The sequence below is a fragment of the Anaerolineales bacterium genome (assembly GCA_003105035.1).
GTDB lineage: Bacteria > Chloroflexota > Anaerolineae > Anaerolineales > UBA4823 > FEB-25.
Window position 1 is genome coordinate 204673 of record PQAL01000043.1, and the last position, 21402, is coordinate 226074.

Below are 21402 nucleotides of genomic sequence, written 5' to 3' on the forward strand. Positions count from 1 at the left end.
TCTACAAAGAATGGTATCGAATGACACACTTATCACTTCACAACATTTCTAAGCAATTTGCCACGACCACTGTGGTTCAAGACTTCAACCTCGATGTGGATAAAGGGGAGTTTGTCTCCTTCCTGGGTCCTTCAGGCTGCGGTAAGACCACCACCTTGCGTATGATCGCTGGTTTCGAAATTCCCACCACAGGCACGGTGATGGTGGAGGGTAATGACATCACCCATAAAGCTCCCAACCAGCGGGATGTTGGCATGGTCTTCCAGGCTTACGCCTTGTTCCCCAACATGACTGTTGCCGGGAACATCGGCTTTGGTCTAAAGATACGTGGAGAAAAGAAAGAAAAAATCGCTGCTACTGTAAAGGAAATGTTGGCTTTGATCCACCTTGAGCAGCGCGGTGATAGTTATCCCAACCAGCTCTCTGGTGGGCAGCAGCAGCGCGTGGCCCTGGCGCGTGCCCTGGCCATTCACCCCGAGGTGCTGTTGCTGGATGAGCCGCTCTCCGCCCTGGATGCCAAAATCCGCGTCCAGCTGCGCGCCGAGATCCGTGCCATTCAGCGCAAATTGGGCATCACAACCGTCTATGTTACCCATGACCAGGAAGAGGCTCTGTCGATTTCCGACCGCATCGTGGTGATGTATGAGGGGAAGATCGAACAGGTCGGGTCGCCCTTCCAGATCTATAACTTCCCGCAAACGGCTTTCGTGGCTGGCTTCGTAGGCACGTTGAACACCACCTCAGCAGAAGTGGTCGACCCCGCTGCTCACTTGCTAAGGATCGATGGAGTTCAGCTTGAGACCTCTGATGACCTGGAAGGTAAGCAGAGAGGCGACAAGGTTACGATTGCCATCCGCCCCGAGCGCTTTAATTTCCTGGCAGTGGAAAAGAAAGCCAACATCCTGGACTGCACGATCGAGAACATCACCTTCCTCGGTTCAGTCGTCCGCATCCAGGTGGCAGTCGGCAGCAATCGTTTCTATATGGATACGTTCAACAACCCGTTCCTTGAGCTACCGAAGATTGGCGATAAAGACCAGGTGACCTGCTCGCGTGAAGCCGTCTTGGTACTCAGGCAGTGAAAACTTCTCGCTGACAACAGTTATTACTTTTCGTTGTACTGAATCAAACTCCTCGACGCACCAATTGGCCGGGGAGTTTTTGTTAAGATTAACCAAACAGTGCGATGAGGACGATCCCAGCGAAGATCACTGCAGCACCCAGGATGCGGATCTTGCCCATTTGCTCGCCTAAAAAGTACCAGCCTGCAAATGCGCCCAGCACCACACTGACCTCGCGGATGGCTTCTGAATAATTCACCGGGGCGATCGAATAGGCAAACAGGGCTGATAAATAGGCGACCACCGCCAGGACTCCCACCATGATCAGCCTGCCTGGCTGGGCGGTGAATGCTTTTATGCTTTCCTGCCAGCCATAGTGGCGTACGATCAGCGGGGAGGTAAACAGCGGCATCAGGATGAACAGGCTCAACCCATAGGGCAGAGCTGGGCCGTGCTTGACTGCAAAGCCATCCACCAGGGTGTAGATCGATATGACCAGAGCCACCGAAAGCGCCAGGGCAATGCCTCGCAGGTGAGGCTTGCCAGTGTGCTCCTGCATCAAGCTCGTGGTACCGATGATCACCAGGCCACCCACGATCATCAGAATGCCCACCAATCCCCCGAGGCTGGGAATTTCGTTGAGGAATAATGCGCTCCAGATCAGCACCAGTGCCGGAGCTGTCCCGCGTGCTACCGGGTAAACCAATGAGAAATCATGGTCGTTGTAGGCAAAGGTGAGGATGGCAAAATAGATAGATTCCAGGATAGTGCTGATTAGCACGAAGAGCCACATGCTGCGCGCAGGCAGACCAGTAAAGAGGATGGCAACAATCGAAACGATACTGCCAATCACCACTTGCCAGCCCATGGCCAGGTATTTTTGCTCAGATTTTTTAAGAAGCAGATTCCACAGGGCATGCAAGACAGCGGAAGTGAGCAACAAGGCAATGGCTAGGGCAGGCATGGCTTGTATTAAATCATAAACCTCCCTTGTATGCCAGTGAAACGCTCCCCTTTTGATAAAATTCTCTTATCTTCAGCGTGGATATATATCAACAGCCGGCGGAGCAGTAAGATAGCAAGACCGGGTATAATTATTTTTAAATGATAGTCTTTTTCTGCGAGGTGCTCCATGTTCACTGAAAAAACCGATCCACGCGTGATGACCAAAGCCCAGCTCCAGGCAGAGCTGCTGCGCTGTGAGTTTTGCGAGGAAAAGCCCTGCCGGGAGGCTTGCCCGGCGCATTGCTCACCGGCTGATTTCATCATGGCAGCTCGCCTGGTTCATCCATCGGATATCCGGCGTTCAGCAGCCGAGATCATGCATGCCAACCCACTGGGTGGTGTGTGCGGGATGGTCTGCCCCGATACATTATGTATGGCAGCCTGTACCCGGAAGAAATTTGATGGGGCCATAAATATCCCGCTGGTCCAAGCGACCATTGTTGAAACAGCCAAACACCTGGGAGGCATCCCAGAGTTCTCAAAACCGAGGTTGAACGGGAAGAAAGTAGCTGTCATTGGCGGGGGCCCGGCAGGCTTGGGAGCTGCGGCAGTCCTGGCTCAGCTGGGTTATGCGGTTGATATCTTCGAGAGCCGCAACCGCTTGGGGGGGATGATGGGATTAATCCCGCATCAACGGCTGGATAAAAAAGTTGTCGAAAGCGATATTCAATTTCTCTTATCTCTGGGTAACATCACTGCCAAGACCGGAAGCAAGATAGAAGATCCTGTCAAACTGCTGAGAAGCGGCTATCAGGCTGTATGCGTCACTGCAGGGTTATGGAAACCGATCGAGTTGGGGATACCCAATGAAGAGCTGGCCACCCGGATGGTTGATTTACTGGCCAAACCATATGCGCATCATTTTCAAGGTAGGGTGGCGGTCATCGGTGGTGGGGCAACAGCCCTGGATTGCGCAGTTACCGCCAAGGAGTTAGGTGCTGAGCATGTGGAATTCTTCATGCTGGAAAAATATTCGGAGATGCCCCTGACTGCCAGGGAACGTAAGGAATTAATCGAATATGACCTTGAAGTGAATGGCCGTATTCGTGTGAGCAAGCTTATCAAGGAGGGGAAACGCCTCACCGGTCTCGAGATGATCAAGGTTGAGCTTCCGGAAGGGAAGCCCTTCAGCCCGGCCAACATGCGTGAGGTACCCGGCTCTGAGGGCGTTCGCACTGGCTTTAGCGCGGTGATCATTGCCATCGGAATGCGCCCTACCTTGCCTCGCCAGCAGGAAGAAGGACTGTTTTACGCGGGCGACCTGCTCACCGGGCCAAAAACCGTCGTCCAGGCAGTGGCTTCGGGGAAGAACACCGCCCTGGAGATCGATGCGTATCTGACTGGAAAAAAGAAACCTGAGATTGAGAAACCAGTCAAGTCTTACTACCTGCTGCCTGGTTACCGCCCGCTTCCCGTACCACTCAGCACTGAGTTTTTCGGCAAGCCGATCCGCTCACCATTTTTGATCTCGGCTTCACCATCTACCGATGGACTGGAGCAAATGAATCGCGCTTATCAGGCGGGCTGGGCAGGCGGGATCATGAAGACTGCCTTTGATAATGTCCCCATCCACATCCCAGGCGAGTACATGGTAACATACACTCCCTATACCTACGGCAACGCCGATAACGTCTCCGGTCACCCATTGGACCGGGTGTGCCGGGAAGTCGAACAGCTCGTAAAGCAATGGCCTGACCGGCTGACCATGGCTTCCACTGGGGGGCCGGTCTCCGGCAACGATGAATGCGATGCGGCTGGATGGCAATCCAACACTAAAAAACTGGAATCAGCTGGTGCCATGGGGATCGAATATTCTCTCTCATGCCCGCAGGGCGGTGACGGTACGGAGGGTGCCATCGTTTCACAAAATGCTGCCCTGACGGCCCGCATCATTGATTGGATCATGCAAGTCAGCGACCCCGGGATTCCCAAGCTGTTCAAGCTGAGCGCGGCTGTCACCTCCATCGTGCCCATCTTGAGGGCAATCCGAAAGGTGCTCGACCGCTACCCCGATAAAAAAGCCGGTATCACCTTGGCAAATTCCTTCCCCACTCTGGCATTTCGCCCGGCAGATGGTCGCTCCTGGGAGGAAGGGGTGGTCGTAGGGATGAGCGGTGAAGGCGTTACCCCCATTTCCTACCTGACCTTAGCCCAGGCAGTACCGGAAGGGATCGAAATCTCAGGCAATGGTGGCCCGATGAATTACAAGGCTGCCATGGATTTCCTTGCCCTGGGTGTCAAGACGGTCCAGTTCTGCACGATCGTCATGAAGGAAGGTTACGGGATCATCAGCGATCTTGAGTCAGGCACCTCTCACATGATGCTGCAACGGGGCATACGCTCCATGCAGGAGTTGATCGGGATCGCACAGCCAAATCCCATCACCGATTTCATGGCACTCAGCCCGGTGAAAAAGATTTCTGAAGCAAATTATGATTACTGCGTCTCCTGTGGAAATTGCGCTCGCTGCCCATACCTGGCAATAACGCTGGACGAGCAGGGGCACCCCCACACGGATGCCACCCTGTGCATCGGCTGCTCAATCTGTGCTAAGAAGTGCTTCGTGGGTGCCATTAACATGCGCACGCGCACGCCTGAAGAGCTGGCTGTCTTGAGAGAGAATTAGATACGAAAGGACCCCTATGGCTACTCGCTTTGAAAACGGAATCGTGGTGACTTTAGGAGCGGTGAATCGCGTGATATGGAACGGCGCGGTGGTGACAGAAGGCGAAACCATCGCCGCAGTGGGAGATGCAGCCATCCTGAAAAAACAGTTTCCCGATGCACAGGCGGTGGATTGCTCCGGAAAGCTCATCCTGCCAGGTTTCATCTGCACGCACCATCACTTTTATTCCACCATGGCGCGCGGCATGGGCATCCCCGGGGAACCGGCGGCGAACTTCGTTGAGATCCTGGAGCGCCTGTGGTGGAAAGTTGACCGAGCACTCAGCGAGGAGGATATCCTCCTTTCAGCCCAGATGCCCCTGATCGATTGTATTCGCAATGGAACAACTACAGTCATCGACCATCATGCTTCACCAGCGATGAGGGAGGGTTCGCTGGACTTGATAGAGCAAGCTGTGAGGCAGGCGGGCTTGCGCGCCTCGTTGTGCTATGAGGTATCCGACCGCAACGTCTCCCAGGGTGGGGTCGAGGAAAATCATCGCTTTATCAAGAAGGTAGGCAAGGGTGATGGTCAGATTGCCGCTATGATGGGTATGCATGCCTCGTTTACTCTCTCAGATGCGACGATTGAAGAGTGTGTATCCATCGCAAATGAAGCAGGGGTGGGCTGCCATATCCATGTCGCGGAAGATGCTGCCGACCGAGACGATGCACTCGCCAAGTATAAAGTACCCACGGTGAAACGCCTGCAGAAACTGGGCGTGACCGGCAAGCAGTCCATTTTCGTGCATTGTGTGCATGTGGATGAAGCGGAGATGGACATTTTGGCGGCATCAGGAACAAGCGTGGTGCACAACCCCGAATCAAACATGAACAATGCCGTGGGGGTCACACCACTGCTCGCACTGTTGAAGAAAGGTGTGCTGGTTGGGCTGGGAACCGATGGGATGGGTTCCGACATGCTGGCACAAATGCGTTGTGCTTACCTGCTGCACAGGCTGGCTAACCACGACCCGCGGGTGGCCTTTATGGAAGCTCCCCAGCTTTTGCTGGGGAATAATGCTGACATTGCAGAACGGCAATTTGGTCTCAAGCTGGGTGAGCTGGCCGAGGGCCGTCCAGCCGACCTGGCTATCATCGATTACCAACCACCGACACCGCTCAGTGAGGCGAATTTCCTAGGGCATCTCATCTTCGGACTGGTGGATGCCACCGTTGATACCACGGTTTGCAAGGGGAAAATATTGATGAGAGACAAGCAAATCCTGAGCATGGATGAGGAACGACTAGCAGCCCGTTCGCGCCAGCTGGCTCCAGAGATGTGGGCACGACTGAACGCTTTATAAGAACTCAATAATCAATAAGGATATGAATTTGGGGGGAGAGAGGTAAATATAATGGAACGTATCGCGTTATACCTGCAGGATGCGCATGACTTGCGCGATGGCCTGGATTATGTCCGTTATGCGGAGAGCAAGGGTTTTGAAGCCGTCTGGCAGGCTGAAAGCCGCCTGGTGAGGGATGCCATCGTACCCATGGCTGCCTACGCCGCCGTGACTGAGCGCATTAAGATCGGCTCAGGGGTGATCAACAACTGGTCGCGCAACATCGGGCTTCTGGCAGCTACCTTTCTCACCCTGGATGACCTGGCTCCTGGGCGGATCATCTGCGGGATCGGGGCCTGGTGGGATCCATTGGCGCGGAATGTGGGCATCGAGCGCAAGAAGCCCTTGACGGCTATGCGGGAGACTGTTGATGTCCTGCGTCGCCTGTTGAGCATGGAACGGGTCTCCTATGATGGGGAATTCATTCACGTGAATGGGATTGAGTTGGATGTGGTACATGGGCGACGTGAGCCGCGCAAGGTGCCGATCATGATTGGCGCCACCGGTGACCAGATGATGGAGCTGGCAGGTGAGATCGCCGACGGGGTTGTGTTGAATTATTGCGCACCCCCAGAGCACAACGACCAGGCCCTGGAGCTGCTCGAGAAGGGTGCCAAAAAGCGTGGCCGAGGCCTGGAGGATATCGACCGCCCACAGCTGGTGGTGTGCTCGGTCGACCTTGACCACGATAAGGCTTTCGATTCTGCCAGGGGATTATTGTGCCAGTACCTGGCCCAACAACCGCATATTGCCAGGTCATCGGGCGTCTCAGAGGAAGTCGTCAGGCAGATTCAATCCATTCTGGGCTGGCCTGCCACCGAGGAGCAGATCGAGCAAGCCAAGCACCTCGTGCCGGACGAATTGATAGATCGCATCACTGCCTCTGGTACACCCGATGAAGCCCGCTGCTGCGTCAATGAATACCGAAAACACGGCTGTACCTGCCCGATCCTCTACCCGGTCTGTGGGGATGTGAAACTGCTGGTAGATACTTTTGCCCAATGAGGGATTTCACCAGATCAATTAGTGCTCGACGGATTGATACTTAAAGTACCACCATCCCCTGGATATGTAGCCTCCGGGGGATGGTTGGATGGATAGACAAGAGAAATCGCGGATAGTGCTTTATTTATTATCTTGATTTTCAAGAGGCGCACTACCAGAATCAATTGCCGGGGGCTGCTGGAAGGCAGCTTCTTGTGGCGAGGTGGTTTCTGCCAGGGCGACTACCCGGGTTGCCTTCCAACGCAAGGCATACACCCGGATCACTTCTATCTGGGTGTAGCTCACCCAGACCAGGAACAGCGTGCCAAACAAGGCCGACATAAACAAGGCCACCACAGCAATTTGCTTTAATTGCAAGAGCAGCTCCTGGATATTTGCCAGGCGGGTATCCAAGCCTGCCAGGTTGCTACGCGATTCACCCAAGCGATTGGTGAACTGGTCAGCTGCCAGCTTCACTCTGCCGATTTGCTCGCTGGCACCGGCCCGAAAAGCGGTGATAGCGGTGGTTACTTCATCCAAAGCAGTTTGGACCGTATTGACCGACCCAGTGAATTTATCAATCTGGTCCTGGCTCAGGGCCGGCAGATTGACAAATGGCAATGAGTCGATGGTCTGATAAATGGTCTTCACCGAGGTCAGCATGTCTCGTAAAGTGCTGACGGCTTCTTTTACTGAAGCGAAAGTACTGGTTAGCTTTTGCACCTGCTCCTCGGGCAGCAGCAGCTTGATCAAGCCTTCGTCAGCCACTTGCTGGCTAAGTGTGGTTGAAGCTGAGGCTATCGAGCTGGAAATATCCTGCAAGTCAGACAGCTTTTGATCGACTGCCTGGGCAGTCGACCGCATGTTTCCGGTGATATTGCTCAGCGAGTCCAGCAGCTGGACAGCGGAGTTCGACACGGCGCTTTGCGTGAGCCAGACGCCAACGATGCCGGCCAGGCTCATCAGGATCGCCAAACCGCTCAGGAATATCGCGATGCCATACCAAATTCTTCGACCAGTTTTTCCCATCTCTCACCCTCTCCTTCTCACATTTTGATTAAGATAGTTAATATTTTATGCATGGTTTATAAGAGCTTCCCGTAGGCAGTAATCATACCTTTTACAAATTCCGGTCTATACTGGTGTCTTTCATAGATAATGGATCTTCGATTGGCTCGACATGCGTGACGATATTAGCATTTTCGACGGCCGTCATGACCTGATTTTCGATCTTTTCAGCCAGGGAGTGGGCCCTGGTTACTGACCAATTACCGGGCACGAGCAGATGGACCACCATAAATTTACGCGCCGCAGCTTGCCTTGAGCGTAAAGCGTGGTAGGCCACTCCCTGTTCCTTGTACGAATCCAGGATCGATTTTACCGAGCCAATCTCTTCCTGCGGTATGGAAACATCCAATAGACCACGCCCGGAACGGACGAGTAAGCGGTAACCTGTAAAAATAATATTAGCTGCCACGATCAAGGCGATGATTGGATCCAGGCGTACAAAGCCAGTTAGCCATACCAGGGCGATTCCCACCAACACTCCCCCGGTAGTCCACACGTCGGTCATCAAATGCTTGGCATCTGCCTCCAGGGTGATGGAATTATGGCGCCGTGCCGCGCGCATCAGGATCAGAGAGACTGCCAGGTTTATCAGCGAGGCAGTGACTGAGACCAACAAACCCCAGCCAAGATTCTCCAGAGGTACCGGGTTGATCAGGCGCGGGATAGCGGTGATAATGATGCCTACTGCTGCCACAAGGATCATGCCGCCTTCGAAGCCGCTGGCAAAATATTCTGCTTTCGAAAAACCGAAAGTGAATTCGTCATTGGCCGGGTGGCTTACAAGCCTGAGGACCAGCAAAGCAACGATCGCAGCGGCAAGATTGACCACTGATTCAAGTGCGTCAGACAGCAGCCCAACCGAGCCTGTCAGATAATAAGCGGTGGCTTTCATCGTGATGGTCACTACGGCAGCGGCGATCGATAACCAGGCATAGCGGGTGAGGGGGACGGAGTGATCAGTGTTATTGTTAGTAGTCTTCATATATTTCCTTGGTCACAATGAGCGATTATCGATGTGAATCCTTTACCCGGCATGGCTAGCGCCAATCGGACACCTGATCTGGGTTGGGGTTATTGGTCAGGTTGTACAGCTCGGGATTGCCAGATTTGGTAATGTACACTTCATTGTTCCCATCCCGGTCTGTTGTGAAAGCCACCCAGGCCTGGCTTGGTGCCCAACACGGTCCATAGTCGTTTGCAGGATTATTGGTCAGGTTGGTTGCCCCTTTTCCATCGATCCTCATCGAGTAAATATCCTGGTTACCATCGCGATTGGATGTAAAGACCACCAGAGCTCCATCCGGCGAACCCTTAGCCATCTGGTCGTTGGCTGGGTTGGCAGTCAGGTTAACCTGTTCCGAGCGATCCGTCTTTATGCGGTAGATTTCCTGGTTCCCATCCCGATCGGAAGTGAACAGGATCGATTCACCTTCCAGGTCGAACGTGGTGCTGTTCACCCAATCTGGCTGGGTATCATTGGCAGGGTTGTTGGTCAGGTTTTGAGTTTCAAATGTGTTCACATTGAGCAGGTAGATCTCGTAGTTGCCATCCCGGTTACTTGAAAATGCGATCCAGTTCCCGTCGACCGACCAGGTTGGGTATTGATCATCGGCTGGGTTGGTAGTCAGGTTGACCAGGCCTGTTCCATCGGCATTCATCAGATAAATTTCATTCTGACCGTCACGATTGGAGGTGAAAGCGAAGCGCTGTAGATTAGGTGCCCATACAGCTTGGATATCTGCAGCCTGGTTATCGGTCATCCTGCGAATATGACCGGCATCATCCAGGGTATAGACTTCGGGGTTGCCATCTCGGCTCGAGACGAACAGGATCACCCCGCCAAATTTCGGCAACGGGACAGAAGTGGGGATGGGCGTGGACGTTGGGGAAACTGTCGCGGTGGGTAACAGGCTGGCAGCCGTGGCGGTCAACGCGGGGTTGTTCGGATCGCACGGATTTAGATCTTTGCCGTCGATAATTCCATCTCCATCTGTATCGGGGTTCAGGAAATTAGGGCAATTTTGATTTTCAGCACCGTCGACCAGTCCATCACTATCCGTGTCAGGCTTGAGTGGATCGGTGCCAAGGCTGAGCTCATCCCCATCCCTGAGCCCATCCCCGTCGGTATCTGGGTTAAGTGGGTTTAGCTTTAGCTGGACTTCCTTTCCATCGATTAGCGCGTCACCGTCGGAATCAGGGTTAAGCGGGTTGGTGCCCAGTTGGTACACTTCTATTCCATCCAGCAGCCCGTCGTTGTCGCTATCGGCATTCTTGGGATCGGTACCCAGCTCAAGCTCGCGCTGGTTGATGAGGCCATCCCCATCGGTGTCCTGCTGGCCAGCGATGGCTGCGGCTGTCTGGTTGGCTACAATGGTTTGAGTTGCACCGGCCACCATGGCGGTCCCGGCGGCTGCCGAGGTCTGAGTAGCGCTGCCAGCCCTCGAGCCAGTCCGGTTGCCGAGGATAATTGCCCCCAAGAAGACGATTGCACAGAGTGCCATGGCGACAGGCAGGATCCAGATCGGGATCATCCCATGACCAACCACCTGACCTTGTAGCAGGGGGCCCTCCTTCTGCTGGGTTTTAACGGAAGCTGCGTAAGCGTAGGAAACAGTCCCCGTGCTTATAAGCGGCTGTTGGCGAGGCCGGGCAGAAAATCTAAATGAGGCAGTTTCACCTGCGGCTATTGTGAGCGCTGCGGGGTTGCCTCCAGGGACCTGTGGGGTTGATCCAGGCGCATGCAGCTGGGTGACCGCAGTTGACAAGGGTTGTGGGGAGGTTTCAGGCGGTAGGTGCTCGAACAGTAACCGGTCATCCAGGCTGTGTAACTTCAGCTGGAAGACCTGGGGGAAATTGCCCTCATTTTTCACGCTCACCGTCACCGGTTGCCCAGCATTGATCTGCTTCGGCTGCAGGGTTGCGCTGAAGCGGGTGACGGCTGCCAGGGTCAGTATACAATCCACCTTCACCAGCTGGTCGGGGGCACTCTGGCTGGTAACGCTGAGGCTGAATTTATTACGCCCAGCCTGGCTGGTTGGTGAATGGACAGGTTGGATCAGCAGGCTGATCTCTTTTTGTTCGCCAGGCTCAAGCGAGGTCAGTGGGGCGGCGGTGGATACCCAGCTCAAGGGTATGCCTTCCACTCCTAGGCGAAACGTATCTTTTTGCAGCCCGCGGTTAACCAGAATTATCGGGATTGTGACCGTATCACCGGGTGCAGCCGAAAACTGGATCGAGCTCAAACTCACCCCGATGCGTCCCTGCGATTCAAAAGCACTACTGGCTGCCTTGATATTTCCAGCTGGCTGGAAGGTCAGCTTCACTTCCAGGTCTTGAGAAATGTCGGGTGCGTTTTGTCTGGCGACGTGCACGCGCCCGGTGTAAGTCTGCGCGGCTTCCCCCTGCGGGACCGGTGGTGTGATGGTGAAGAGCACCTTTTCCTGGGCTCCTGGGGCTAACCAAATGCTCGATGGGCCAGAAGGGGAGAGCCAGCCAGTTGGAAGATCCAGGATGCTGACCAGGTAGTACTCTCCCGTGGTACCTGTGTTCGAGAGCGAGACCACAATCTGGGTGCTTTTACCAGTTGTCAACGTGAACTCGGAAGCCTGTAAATTAATCGCTACCGGATTGGGTAGCTTGCTATTCGAAGAACTATCCATAAACATCAACCTTTATCCACGAGAAATTTAAGATCAGATGAACCGGGAAATCTGAAAATAATGATTTCAATGATACCAAGATACATGCCAGAATTCAAATTGTAATCCGTTAATTGTTGATTCTTCCATCAACAATGCAATCATGTCGGCATTCTGAACATTCACACCGACGGATGCTTGACCCAAATCTTAATTGGGGAGCCGATCGCTTCCCATGCTATCGTCCTGCACCAGGTATATAAAAAGGCTGGTCGGAATTATTATCCAGCCAGCCTTTTTCCGTGAAAATTATCCTTTTATATTATTTGACGTCAACGATGATCCAGAAGGTGCACACGGTCGCGCCGTTACTCACCAATGACCAGGCCTCCCCGTATTGTCCAGGAGTGGCTGGGGTGATTAGCGAGCCGCTAACCGTGTAGTTGGCACCAGCCTGTACGGTTTCGGTAATGTCATACAGGTCGTAGTTCTGGTGTAGACGCTGTCCATTCATTGCTCCTAGATATACCAGGTCGGTAGAATCCTGGTTCCAGGGCTGGTTACTGGTGTTCTGCAGCACCCAGGTCATTCCGAAGCCAGTGCTGGTCGGGAAGGTCGTATAATCAGCCGGATTCTGCGATACCAAGACGCACTGGTTGGCAGGGGGTGGGGTCGTAGAGACATCACTTGGAGGCGGGGGAGGAGCGTCAACCACAGGCACACTACCAGTATTGGCGGTAGTGACCCAGTCTGCCGATACCCAGGCTGCGCCAGGGGTATAAAAGCTGGTAGGTACCTTCACCTGCCACCATAGCCCATCCTGGCTTTTGCCGGTCACTTCACCGGTTGCACCTGGGGCAACGGTTCCGAGAAGCAGGTAATTGGTCCCCGGACCACTGCGCAGGTTGACAAAATCGATGGCGGTAGCTGTTGCCGCGCCAGCTGGTGGAGTTGCTACAACCACAGGTGGCGATTGAGTCGGGGCTGCAATCACAGGTACATTATCGATGTTGGCTGGCTGGGTGAAAGCAGTTTCAATCCAACCATAACCAACCCCAACTCTTTGAGGGTCGAGCCGAATTGTTAGCCACGCGCCGTCCTGACTCTTACCGATCACACGTGCTGTTCTACCCGTTTGAGCAATACCATAAGCGGGATATGAAGCTCCAGGTCCTGTGCGTACAAAAGTTTGAGCTAAAGTGGTCGCCTGGGGATCGCCAGCAGCAGGTGAAACCAGCGCAACAGTAGGCGGTACAGGTGGTGTTGGGAGTACGGGTAATCCGGAAGTCCCGGTCGCAATGACATAAATACCGGAAACCCAGCCAATGCCATTTGGGGCAACTGGTACACTGATTGCGAACCAATTTCCATTCTGGCTCACTCCGGTAGCGATGGCTGTATTACCACCCAGGAAGGCCCCATAGGTCACATAGTTGGTTCCAGGGCCACCCATGATGACAGTGTTGACAGCAGCTTCAACCATGGGTAGACCTGCTTGCCCGGCCGGCACGACTGCAACCGGCTCATTCGCATAATACATCGGGTCAGGAGCCACGGTAGGTGCCACAGTCGGTGGAACCTCGGTGGGAACCGCTGTGGGTGGGACTGCTGTGGGTGGGACAGAGGTCGGCGGTACCTGGGTTGGCGCCTCTGGGGTAGCTGCCGGAGCACAGCTGCTCAAAACGAGCGCGATCATCATGGTGATCACAACTACTTTGAAAAGCTGCATCTGAAATTTCTTGGGTTTTTTTTTCATAACGATTGTTAAATTCTCCTTTTCCTATATTTGATTGAACCAATAACTAACGTTAACTTTATTTTGTTTCGTTTTGGGCCTGGCCAGTTATTTAAATAGCTTTTGTTTATTCTGCAGGCTGATGACATAACCCAGGATACCTACCGGGATGAATTGGTACAAGCTGGCCCACACGTTGCCTGTAACAACAATCGATAGTGTAGCTACCGCCACAGTGGCGAGGATATACACATAGATTCCCCATTGTTTCCAATACCATATTGCAATTGCCGCTACGATGTTCGCAACTGCAACTGCGATTAAAACTGCCAGAATACCGGGTCGCTGCGAAATGTATGCCTGTTTGATACTGGAATAAATTAGATAGATACCTGCAAGACCGTGCAAGCCGATCAGGGCAATCAGGATGGTCAGTAGCGTGCCATGGGTCTTTTTAACCGGTTTTTTTACAGGTGCTTTACTTTTCGATGATGACTTTACTTGTTGCTTGTTTTTATTAGCTTTTTTTGAGGTTGCCACGTCTTCTCTCTCGCTCAATGATGTATTTTGTTTATATATACTTTAGCGTTATTTGCTTTTCTCTTTAAGGGTTTCAGCTATTTCGTCCATGGCAAGGGCTGCACCCATGACAGCTGCTCCAGAGCTGATTTCCGAAGCGCCTTCAACCGCCGTAAGCTTTGCAGTTTCGCGAACTTCATTGCCAATCACCAGCTCAGTGATACCCTGCACCGCCAGCTCATCGCTGGCTTCTGACAGCCTGGCACTCTCAACGGAGACTGCCTCTGACGTGGACATTCGCAAGATGCCTTCCTCGACCTCATTCTGGCCCAGAGCGTTGATTTTTTGACCGGTAGCTGCTAGAGCTTTCGATATCCCATCGGTGCTCATGGCAATACGGATCTGTTCCACCGACATCTCATGCAGACGGGCAGCCCGGTTGCCCAGGAATAGTGACAGGACGGGCATCTTCAAAGCCTCGATGATTTCCCCGGCGGTGTAAAGTTCGCCGGATAAGCGGGCGAGTTCCATGCCATGCTCAAGATCACCCAGGCTCATCATACCCACCAGGGCACTGACCACACCCACATCTTCCGAGGCAGCCAGCATTTCGGCACCTTCGGCGACATCCACCACACCTGCCGTGGCAACTACTTCACTGAGCACAGCCATGCGTTCAGACATGATCCTTTCATAGGCTGCCCGGGTAAGATCACTGGCACCCTGGGCAATAAAATCTGTCCCGACAGCCCCGATCTGGGCGGCCTCTTTTAACTTGTTTGCACCCTGGATGGCTTCTTGCTCACCTGAAATTGCTGCAGCGATCGCTGCATCTTCAATGTCGTTTGCTGTGGCAGCCAGCTTGTTCTTGCTGACTGTGACACGCTGACGCTTGGTACTCTTGATTGCTTTCTTTTCGACCATATTTGTACTCCTTATTTGATCATTTATGTATCGGATGGTTTACACAGCCGGTGGAATTTCCCAGAAAAATGGCCTGGTCTATTCTAACTTCCGACTCGCCGTGCAATAAATTCCCGTGATGAATTGTATGTGGCAATAAATTTCTCGCAATGCACAAAAAACACGTATACAATACCCTCAATTAAGCAGCCTGTCTACATACCCATGTGGAAATTGTGGTCAACAAAAACATCGGCCGCGTTGAGCATCATTCAACATAAGTTGAGACACATCCTGCAAGGCTGGTTACAGCTCCTGATCAGATGCCGCAAATGTTTCCCTTAATGCACATTCATCAGTGTCGCTTAGGTTTCTTCGCAGCAGAGTAGCCTTGTGTCGCGATAAGATATTAATTAATTTTCCTTCTATCAGGTCTGCCACAATCAGGAAAAGCGCTGAATACCCAGGCATGATCGCCGCCCCAACTTCCTTGGCAAAACTGCTGCTGATTCCAAAACCGGTAAATTTTCCTTGCAGTGCATGGGTTACGATATTTACATCAACCCCAAGCCAGGGCAGGTACAATAATTGGCCAATCAATGCCCCCCAAAACGGTCCACCTAAAGCACCTGCGCAAGCCAGGCAACTAACCTGATTGATTTTAAGCCTATCGTTTGTTTTGCGAATGACCGTGGCTGCATCGATGATGGTGATGGATTTTTGCTCTTGTAATGACTGGATCTCTCCAACAACCTGGTCGGCGCCACTTTCATTGGTGAAAACAAATACCAAAAAACTACTCATTAATATTCTCCAGCAACTGAACAGGATTTACCAACCAGTCACTCAGTGGCTGGCTCAATCATTGGGCACACCTGGCAACCTCGTTTGTATATTTACTTAAGTTGTTTATGTGTTAAGTCCAGCGTGGAATATCCAGGGGTTTCACCAAATAAATTTTGATGAAACCCCTGGAAAAATATCTTTCCGGTAATCACCGCCGGTGCGAGCGCTTTAATAGGACATGAGCGGCTCTGATTCCTGGGCTTCTTTAACCCAGCTTTCAACATCAGCTAAAGTCGGCGGCCGCCTAACCAGCTTATGCGTTTCGTTGTATTGCATCATGGCATCGTGCAGGTTTTTCGGATTACGGTTGCGCAGCTCTTTGATCGTGTCCACACCCGTGCGTTCGAGCAGCTCACTATATTCTTCCCCGACGCCCTTGATGCGCATCAGGTCAGCCATATTTACCCATTTTAAAATCAGTAATGAGGATATACCAGTCTGTTCAACCAGATCTTCACGCCCTTTGCGGCTTTTACCGTGCTCTAGCAGATCATCTGTGGTTTTGATGCCCACATCCAGCAATTTGAGGGCGTAGACCGGCCCAATTCCTTCAATGTCTTCTACAGGGATTAACCGCCTGCTTGCAGCAGGGGTGGGGGAAGGTTCTTCAACAACCGGTTCCGGCTCAGGTAGGGGTTGTTCTTCCTCCACGGCTGGCTCCGGCTCAGGTAGGGTTTGCTCTTCCTCCACGGGCTCTTCAACAGGTGTCTCGGGTTCGACGATTTCTTCCTCAACCGGCTCTTCGACGGGTACTGCAACGCGGGTGCGGACAAGATTTGATATATCGTGGTACAAGCCCAGAGAACCAACCTGCTTACCACCCAATACAACTGGGATCCCATATACTTCCACATCAACTAGCGAGCCATCCTTCCGGCCCCGCTGCGTGATGCTTTGAACCTTAATGCCTTTCCGGACTGCATCAGTTAACCCATTGGCTTCGACAACCAGGTCTTGGGGTATGATGAGCTCATCCACTTTGGAGCCAATCACCTCGCGCTTGTCAAATTGGAATAGGTGCTCGAAGGCCGGGTTACAATCAATGATGCGATCTTCCTGATTGAGGGTCACAATCGCCACCGGGCTGTTGTTCACCAATAGTTCGTAATACTGGGTCAAGCGCTGCTGGTCACGGTAGGCCTGTTTGAGCGGTGTGACATTGCGGAAGATATAAACCCATCCCTCTTGTTTACCGTCAAGCAGAAGGTAATTCTTGGAGATCTGGTACCAAACATCCGCTCTGGGCAGCTTAAGGTCCTTTTTCTCTCCTGGGTTCATCCCCATGATGCTGACCGTATCATTGGCGAATAATTCATCAATCCCCCGGCCAATGATCTGGTTATATCCAAGTTGGAAGATTTCCGCTGTGGCCCGGTTGCAGCGGATGATGCTGCCATTCTCATCGGTTAGCACGATCAAGTCATCTACAGCATCGAAGGTGGCTTCCCATTGCTGCTTACCTCGCTGGATGATCACTTCCAGGTCCTGGAAACTGGTCTTCTGGTTGGTCAGCTGCTCATTGAGACGGGCGATCTCAACCTGGTGTTTTTTATCGAGCTGAGTTTGGTTTTCCTGAGCCTGCACCATGTCGCGCTGCTTGTTCAGCTCGACCCACTCTGAATAACGGCGAGAGTCCTCAGCTTTATCCTTCTGATATCCGACCAGGCCCCAGATGATCGCACTGTAAAACGCAAGGACATCGATGTATCGGAACAAGAGATTTGTGGTTGTCAGTTTGAGAATACTCTCAAGCGTAACTGCCTGACCCTGGAAAACCAGGAAGAGGACAGCAAGCAAAGCAATCACGATTACCGCTATCAGGATTCCCAGGAAGAAATAGGGAAACGCATAGTGTTTTCTGTTTTTCGGTTTTTGTTCCATGTGAGACCTTCCTTTCGGATATCGGTTCGATATAAGTTAATTAACCTTCTTCTGCAGGGACTACTTCCGGATTTATGTCCTCTGGTTCCGCCTGGGTAACTTCTTCAATTTCAGGTAAGCGGTTTTTCGTCAAGAACATCCACAGCCCACCCAGTCCAATCAATGTAGCAACAGCGGAGATCAACACACCCAGATACGGAATGGATGCCAGCAATGCATACAGGATTACTCCAATCACTAGCGGTAAAATCCGATTCTGGGCTAAAGAAGGGATCCAGCGTTTGAACACCAACACAACAACGAGGTAGGCAACAATGATCTTGCTGAAATAGGCGATGGACAACCAGAAGATTGTCAGTGCCAGGCCTAACGATATCAGGCCGAGTGATCCGGTGAGAAATCCTAAATTGGGGAGGGAAGCCCAATAGAAGAAAAAGGCGAGGGCCAGTACCAGAACAAGTATTAGCACTGCTGCCAGCCAGCCAATCACAAATACCAGCAGCCCGTACAATAAGGAGCGCCATGGTTGTAGGTGAACATGCTCGCTGGCGACATGCAGCTGGGCAGGGACCAGCCAGACAAGCAATAATCCAATCAGCAGCAAGCCAACCAGAGTTCTGAGCATGGGCACCGCCCATGATTTCAAACGCTCGGTATCGATTGCATTGGCCGGCTGTAGGGATTGCACGCGGTTAAGCGAGTTCGTGGTTATTCTATTGTCGCTTGTCAATGAAGCAGGGATAAGCGGTTGGAAGGTGGTCAGTCCGAATGCGACCGGATGTACAGCCAAATCGATTTGCCTGGCTTGTGGAGTACCTGGTGCCTTCTGCCAGGTTTGTGGCAACCAGCCCTGGCTGATCATAAACTCATATATCTTTTGGGCCAGGACGACCGGACCAACCAGGCTATTTACTTTACGATTCACTTCACCAGCCAGATTGCTTTCAAGCCCGACGATGTTTAGATCGCGGTCGATTTTTGAGCCTGCTTCGGTGGTACCCCGACCACCCAGGAAATACACGTCGCGCCCAACGCTGGCTTGCGGACCCAGCACCAATAACCCGGCACCAATATAGGCACTACCGGATACTGGGCCATTAAGCACCACGTTTCCACCCATGACAACCAGGTCTCCATTCACTTCACCGTTGATCTTGATATTATTGCCCACTGCCAGCAGGTCACCATTGATCACACCGTCCATGACTACACTGGTGCCGTTAAGAAAGGCATTGTGATCCAAGACCTCCCCCTCGTTGACTGTATCACCTGCAATAATCCCTTGGGCTGAGGCTTTGGTGGGAAACATCAAGGCCAGTGCCATGAACAAGGTTATGAACAGCATCGTTTTTTTCCAGCTTTGACCGATCTTCATATCCACCATCCTCCGTTGTGGGTTTAATCTCATCATAAAGATACCGGCAAGTGCTTCTCTTGTCTACATTATGATGTTGGTTTTTAAAGACCAATTCTTGTTAGAACGAAAGGCGTAGCTCAACAATTGCTTCTTGACACTTCAACAAAAAACGATTAAGGTCACAACAAATTTACATACCTCGAGCGATTTGTTATAATGCCTGAGCGTGCGTAAAAACATTGGTGAGTAGTAGCGGAATTAACCAGCCTGGTCACGGGAGGTCTGCTATAACTTCTCCCTGGAAGATCTACGATCAAATTGCTAGAAACCCTACCACTCGCTGCCTGATTTTACCTGGAAATTATGGAACTCCCTATTATTATATATCGTCTTTGTTCAAGCAATCATCAAAGAATAGATGGATGCAGTGAATATCGCGGCGCTAGATTATATAAATGCCAGGCGTCCTTTACTGCATTGGTAGCAAGCATGAGCAGCGATTCTTTATGAGCAATAAGATTAGCTCGAAAAAACTGGCTTATCTGCGGCTGGTTATTCTTATCATACTTGTTGCAGCGGTTTGTCAGGCGGTGGAGGTATTGGCAAAACCGTTAGCAGGACTACAGTCAGCATCCGCAACTCGACCTCTCATATTAACGGATGAGGTACAAAAATATCCCCTTGGACTGAATCTGGATATCCTTGAGGATCCGACGGGCGACCTTAATATTGGAGAGGTCAGTTCGCCAGCATATGATTCTCAGTTTGTCCCAAACGAGGCAAGTGTGCCGAATTACGGTTTTACACACAGTGCCTATTGGATACGCTTTAGCCTGGATAACCAAACCACTCAGATTACAGAATGGCTGCTGGAACAAGGCTTTGCCAACACGCAGTATATTGACCTTTACTTGCCCAGATCCGATGGCCAAGGTTTTGATGTAAAACAAACAGGTGCGCTTCGTCCAGTTTCTACCCGTGATATCCTTTATCCAAAAATTGTTTTTTCCATAGATCTTTCTCCTCAGAGTAGCCAAACCTACTACCTGCGAATATCCGGTGGCGCATCGATGACCATCCCGCTAACCCTGTGGACGAAAGATGCGTTTATCGTTTCATCTGGTCGGATCCTGATACTGCAGGGGTTGTTTTTTGGTGCTTTGCTTGCTCTGCTGGGATACCATCTGTTTTTTTTAATCACCTTGAGAGAAACAGTCTATCTTTATTTTATGCTGCTGGTTGTCAGCACACTAGCCGTCTTACTGGAATATACAGGTTATCTAGGAGCATATGTTTTTCCTAACCTGTATTTCATAAAACCATATTCTTTTCCCGTTTTTTATGTTGCTTTCGGAATATCGATCGCCCTTTTCTCTGATAATTTTTTACAATTAAAAGCACGCCATCCGAAACTTCACCAAATTAACCTATCCATTGCGATTATCTGGGGTGTAGGTTTATTGATAATACCCTTTGCCCATTATTTGACACTGGCTCGTTTGATGAACCCTGTTCTGGTCATTACGTTCGCTACCACCTTTATGATTGGTTTGTACTCCTGGCAGAAGGGCTTCAGGCCAATGGGATTCTTCTTGCTTGCCTGGCTAGGAATGAGTGCCAGCTTCATCGTGGTGTTATTAGTTCGGCTTACTATCCTACCCAGTACCTACTTCACTGAAAATCTTTATGAGCTTGGCTTTATTTTCATGGCGGTAAGCTGGTCCATCGCCCTTGCTGATCGCATAAACCTGTTCAAAACACAGACGGACCAGGCAAACCGCAATTTACTTCAGAGCGAAAGCAGGTTGAGCCAAATCCTGGAGGGTTTACCCCTTGGTGTGGTAGTGTATGGTAAAGATCAAAAAGCCCAATACATCAATAAACGCACCGCCGAGATTCTCACCAATCCTGATAAAGGCATCCATCCAGATGTTGATGCAGGTCGCACATTAGCCCAGTCCATCGAGCATTTTTCGTTTCACGTAGCTGGGACAGAGCGAATTTATCCGGTTGAAAAATTCCCGGTTTTTCAAGCATTGAAAGGTGCCCCAGTCTTTGCAGATGATATTGAAATTAATGATGGTGAGCGCAATATTCCCCTGGAGATGTGGGCTAGCCCAGTCAGGGATGATCTAGGGAATGTGGAATCTGCCATCGCGGCATTTCAGGATATCACCACCCGTAAGGAGGCCGATAACGAGCTCGATCGATATCGGAAAAACCTTGAGGAGCTGGTGAGAAAGCGGACTGCTGAGCTTCGTGCTATAAATACCCAACTCGACCGAGAGGTTGAAGAACGCAAGAATCTTGAACAATCGATGCTCCAGCGGATTGAGTGGCTTTCGGCGATGAATGAGATCCATCAGAGTCTCATTGGTAAAGAGAGCATTCATGC

The 21402-nt window shown here is 51.7% G+C and carries 15 protein-coding genes; 5 read left to right on the top strand and 10 right to left on the bottom strand.

The features are described 5' to 3' along the window. The first annotated feature begins 20 nt into the window (after positions 1 to 20). On the top strand, positions 21 to 1082 hold the full coding sequence (locus C3F13_19515; protein PWB49584.1) for a spermidine/putrescine ABC transporter ATP-binding protein: 1062 nt from the start codon (positions 21 to 23) through the stop codon (positions 1080 to 1082). A gap of 88 nt (positions 1083 to 1170) precedes the next feature. On the opposite strand, the gene C3F13_19520 is transcribed toward C3F13_19515, so the two are convergent. Next, positions 1171 to 2025 carry a hypothetical protein gene (locus C3F13_19520; GenBank protein ID PWB49585.1) on the bottom strand — a complete coding sequence of 285 codons (855 nt, stop codon included), beginning with the start codon at positions 2023 to 2025 and terminating at the stop codon, positions 1171 to 1173. Between the two features lie 168 nt (positions 2026 to 2193). On the opposite strand from C3F13_19520, the gene C3F13_19525 reads away from it, so the two are divergent. From C3F13_19525 to C3F13_19535, 3 genes are read left to right on the top strand one after another with little or no spacing between them, the layout of a single operon-like run. Further along, positions 2194 to 4692, top strand: a complete 2499-nt coding sequence (locus C3F13_19525) for a dihydropyrimidine dehydrogenase (GenBank protein ID PWB49586.1) — start codon at positions 2194 to 2196, stop codon at positions 4690 to 4692. A 16-nt stretch (positions 4693 to 4708) separates the two neighbouring features. Next, positions 4709 to 6037, top strand: coding sequence for a chlorohydrolase (locus C3F13_19530; GenBank protein PWB49587.1), 1329 nt, complete (start codon positions 4709 to 4711; stop codon positions 6035 to 6037). A gap of 51 nt (positions 6038 to 6088) precedes the next feature. Then, on the top strand, positions 6089 to 7081 hold the full coding sequence (locus C3F13_19535; GenBank protein ID PWB49588.1) for an LLM class flavin-dependent oxidoreductase: 993 nt from the start codon (positions 6089 to 6091) through the stop codon (positions 7079 to 7081). Between the two features lie 120 nt (positions 7082 to 7201). On the opposite strand, the gene C3F13_19540 is transcribed toward C3F13_19535, so the two are convergent. From C3F13_19540 to C3F13_19580, 9 genes are all read right to left on the bottom strand, one after another. Beyond that, on the bottom strand, positions 7202 to 8089 hold the full coding sequence (locus C3F13_19540; GenBank protein ID PWB49589.1) for a hypothetical protein: 888 nt from the start codon (positions 8087 to 8089) through the stop codon (positions 7202 to 7204). Positions 8090 to 8180: 91 nt separating this feature from the next. Further along, the gene (locus C3F13_19545; protein PWB49590.1) at positions 8181 to 9110 is read right to left on the bottom strand and encodes a cation-efflux pump; all 930 of its coding nucleotides are present in this window, start codon (positions 9108 to 9110) and stop codon (positions 8181 to 8183) included. Positions 9111 to 9165: 55 nt separating this feature from the next. Next, the gene (locus C3F13_19550; GenBank protein PWB49591.1) at positions 9166 to 11793 is read right to left on the bottom strand and encodes a hypothetical protein; all 2628 of its coding nucleotides are present in this window, start codon (positions 11791 to 11793) and stop codon (positions 9166 to 9168) included. A gap of 295 nt (positions 11794 to 12088) precedes the next feature. Continuing rightward, positions 12089 to 13522, bottom strand: a complete 1434-nt coding sequence (locus C3F13_19555) for a hypothetical protein (GenBank protein PWB49592.1) — start codon at positions 13520 to 13522, stop codon at positions 12089 to 12091. 87 nt (positions 13523 to 13609) lie between these two features. After that, positions 13610 to 14041: a hypothetical protein gene (locus tag C3F13_19560; protein ID PWB49593.1), complete on the bottom strand. Its 432-nt coding sequence runs from the start codon at positions 14039 to 14041 to the stop codon at positions 13610 to 13612. A 48-nt stretch (positions 14042 to 14089) separates the two neighbouring features. Further along, on the bottom strand, positions 14090 to 14944 hold the full coding sequence (locus C3F13_19565; GenBank protein PWB49594.1) for a hypothetical protein: 855 nt from the start codon (positions 14942 to 14944) through the stop codon (positions 14090 to 14092). A 285-nt stretch (positions 14945 to 15229) separates the two neighbouring features. Continuing rightward, entirely contained in the window at positions 15230 to 15727 is a 498-nt protein-coding gene (locus C3F13_19570; GenBank protein PWB49595.1) for a hypothetical protein, read from the bottom strand. Positions 15728 to 15937: 210 nt separating this feature from the next. Further along, complete coding sequence (locus C3F13_19575) at positions 15938 to 17650, bottom strand: hypothetical protein (protein ID PWB49596.1); 1713 nt, start codon at positions 17648 to 17650, stop codon at positions 15938 to 15940. A 40-nt stretch (positions 17651 to 17690) separates the two neighbouring features. Then, entirely contained in the window at positions 17691 to 19025 is a 1335-nt protein-coding gene (locus C3F13_19580) for a hypothetical protein (GenBank protein ID PWB49597.1), read from the bottom strand. A 437-nt stretch (positions 19026 to 19462) separates the two neighbouring features. On the opposite strand from C3F13_19580, the gene C3F13_19585 reads away from it, so the two are divergent. Further along, positions 19463 to 21402, top strand: a 1940-nt coding sequence (locus tag C3F13_19585) for a hypothetical protein (protein PWB49598.1), incomplete at its 3' end; no start/stop codon positions are given.

Coding starts and splice junctions, on each gene's coding strand:
- C3F13_19555 (PWB49592.1), bottom strand. CDS start 13,522: ATGAAAAAAAAACCCAAGAAATTTCAGATGCAGCTTTTCAAAGTAGTT.
- C3F13_19535 (PWB49588.1), top strand. CDS start 6,089: ATGGAACGTATCGCGTTATACCTGCAGGATGCGCATGACTTGCGCGAT.
- C3F13_19580 (PWB49597.1), bottom strand. CDS start 19,025: ATGAAGATCGGTCAAAGCTGGAAAAAAACGATGCTGTTCATAACCTTG.
- C3F13_19520 (PWB49585.1), bottom strand. CDS start 2,025: ATGCCTGCCCTAGCCATTGCCTTGTTGCTCACTTCCGCTGTCTTGCAT.
- C3F13_19525 (PWB49586.1), top strand. CDS start 2,194: ATGTTCACTGAAAAAACCGATCCACGCGTGATGACCAAAGCCCAGCTC.
- C3F13_19515 (PWB49584.1), top strand. CDS start 21: ATGACACACTTATCACTTCACAACATTTCTAAGCAATTTGCCACGACC.
- C3F13_19530 (PWB49587.1), top strand. CDS start 4,709: ATGGCTACTCGCTTTGAAAACGGAATCGTGGTGACTTTAGGAGCGGTG.
- C3F13_19565 (PWB49594.1), bottom strand. CDS start 14,944: ATGGTCGAAAAGAAAGCAATCAAGAGTACCAAGCGTCAGCGTGTCACA.
- C3F13_19575 (PWB49596.1), bottom strand. CDS start 17,650: ATGGAACAAAAACCGAAAAACAGAAAACACTATGCGTTTCCCTATTTC.
- C3F13_19570 (PWB49595.1), bottom strand. CDS start 15,727: ATGAGTAGTTTTTTGGTATTTGTTTTCACCAATGAAAGTGGCGCCGAC.
- C3F13_19540 (PWB49589.1), bottom strand. CDS start 8,089: ATGGGAAAAACTGGTCGAAGAATTTGGTATGGCATCGCGATATTCCTG.
- C3F13_19550 (PWB49591.1), bottom strand. CDS start 11,793: ATGTTTATGGATAGTTCTTCGAATAGCAAGCTACCCAATCCGGTAGCG.
- C3F13_19545 (PWB49590.1), bottom strand. CDS start 9,110: ATGAAGACTACTAACAATAACACTGATCACTCCGTCCCCCTCACCCGC.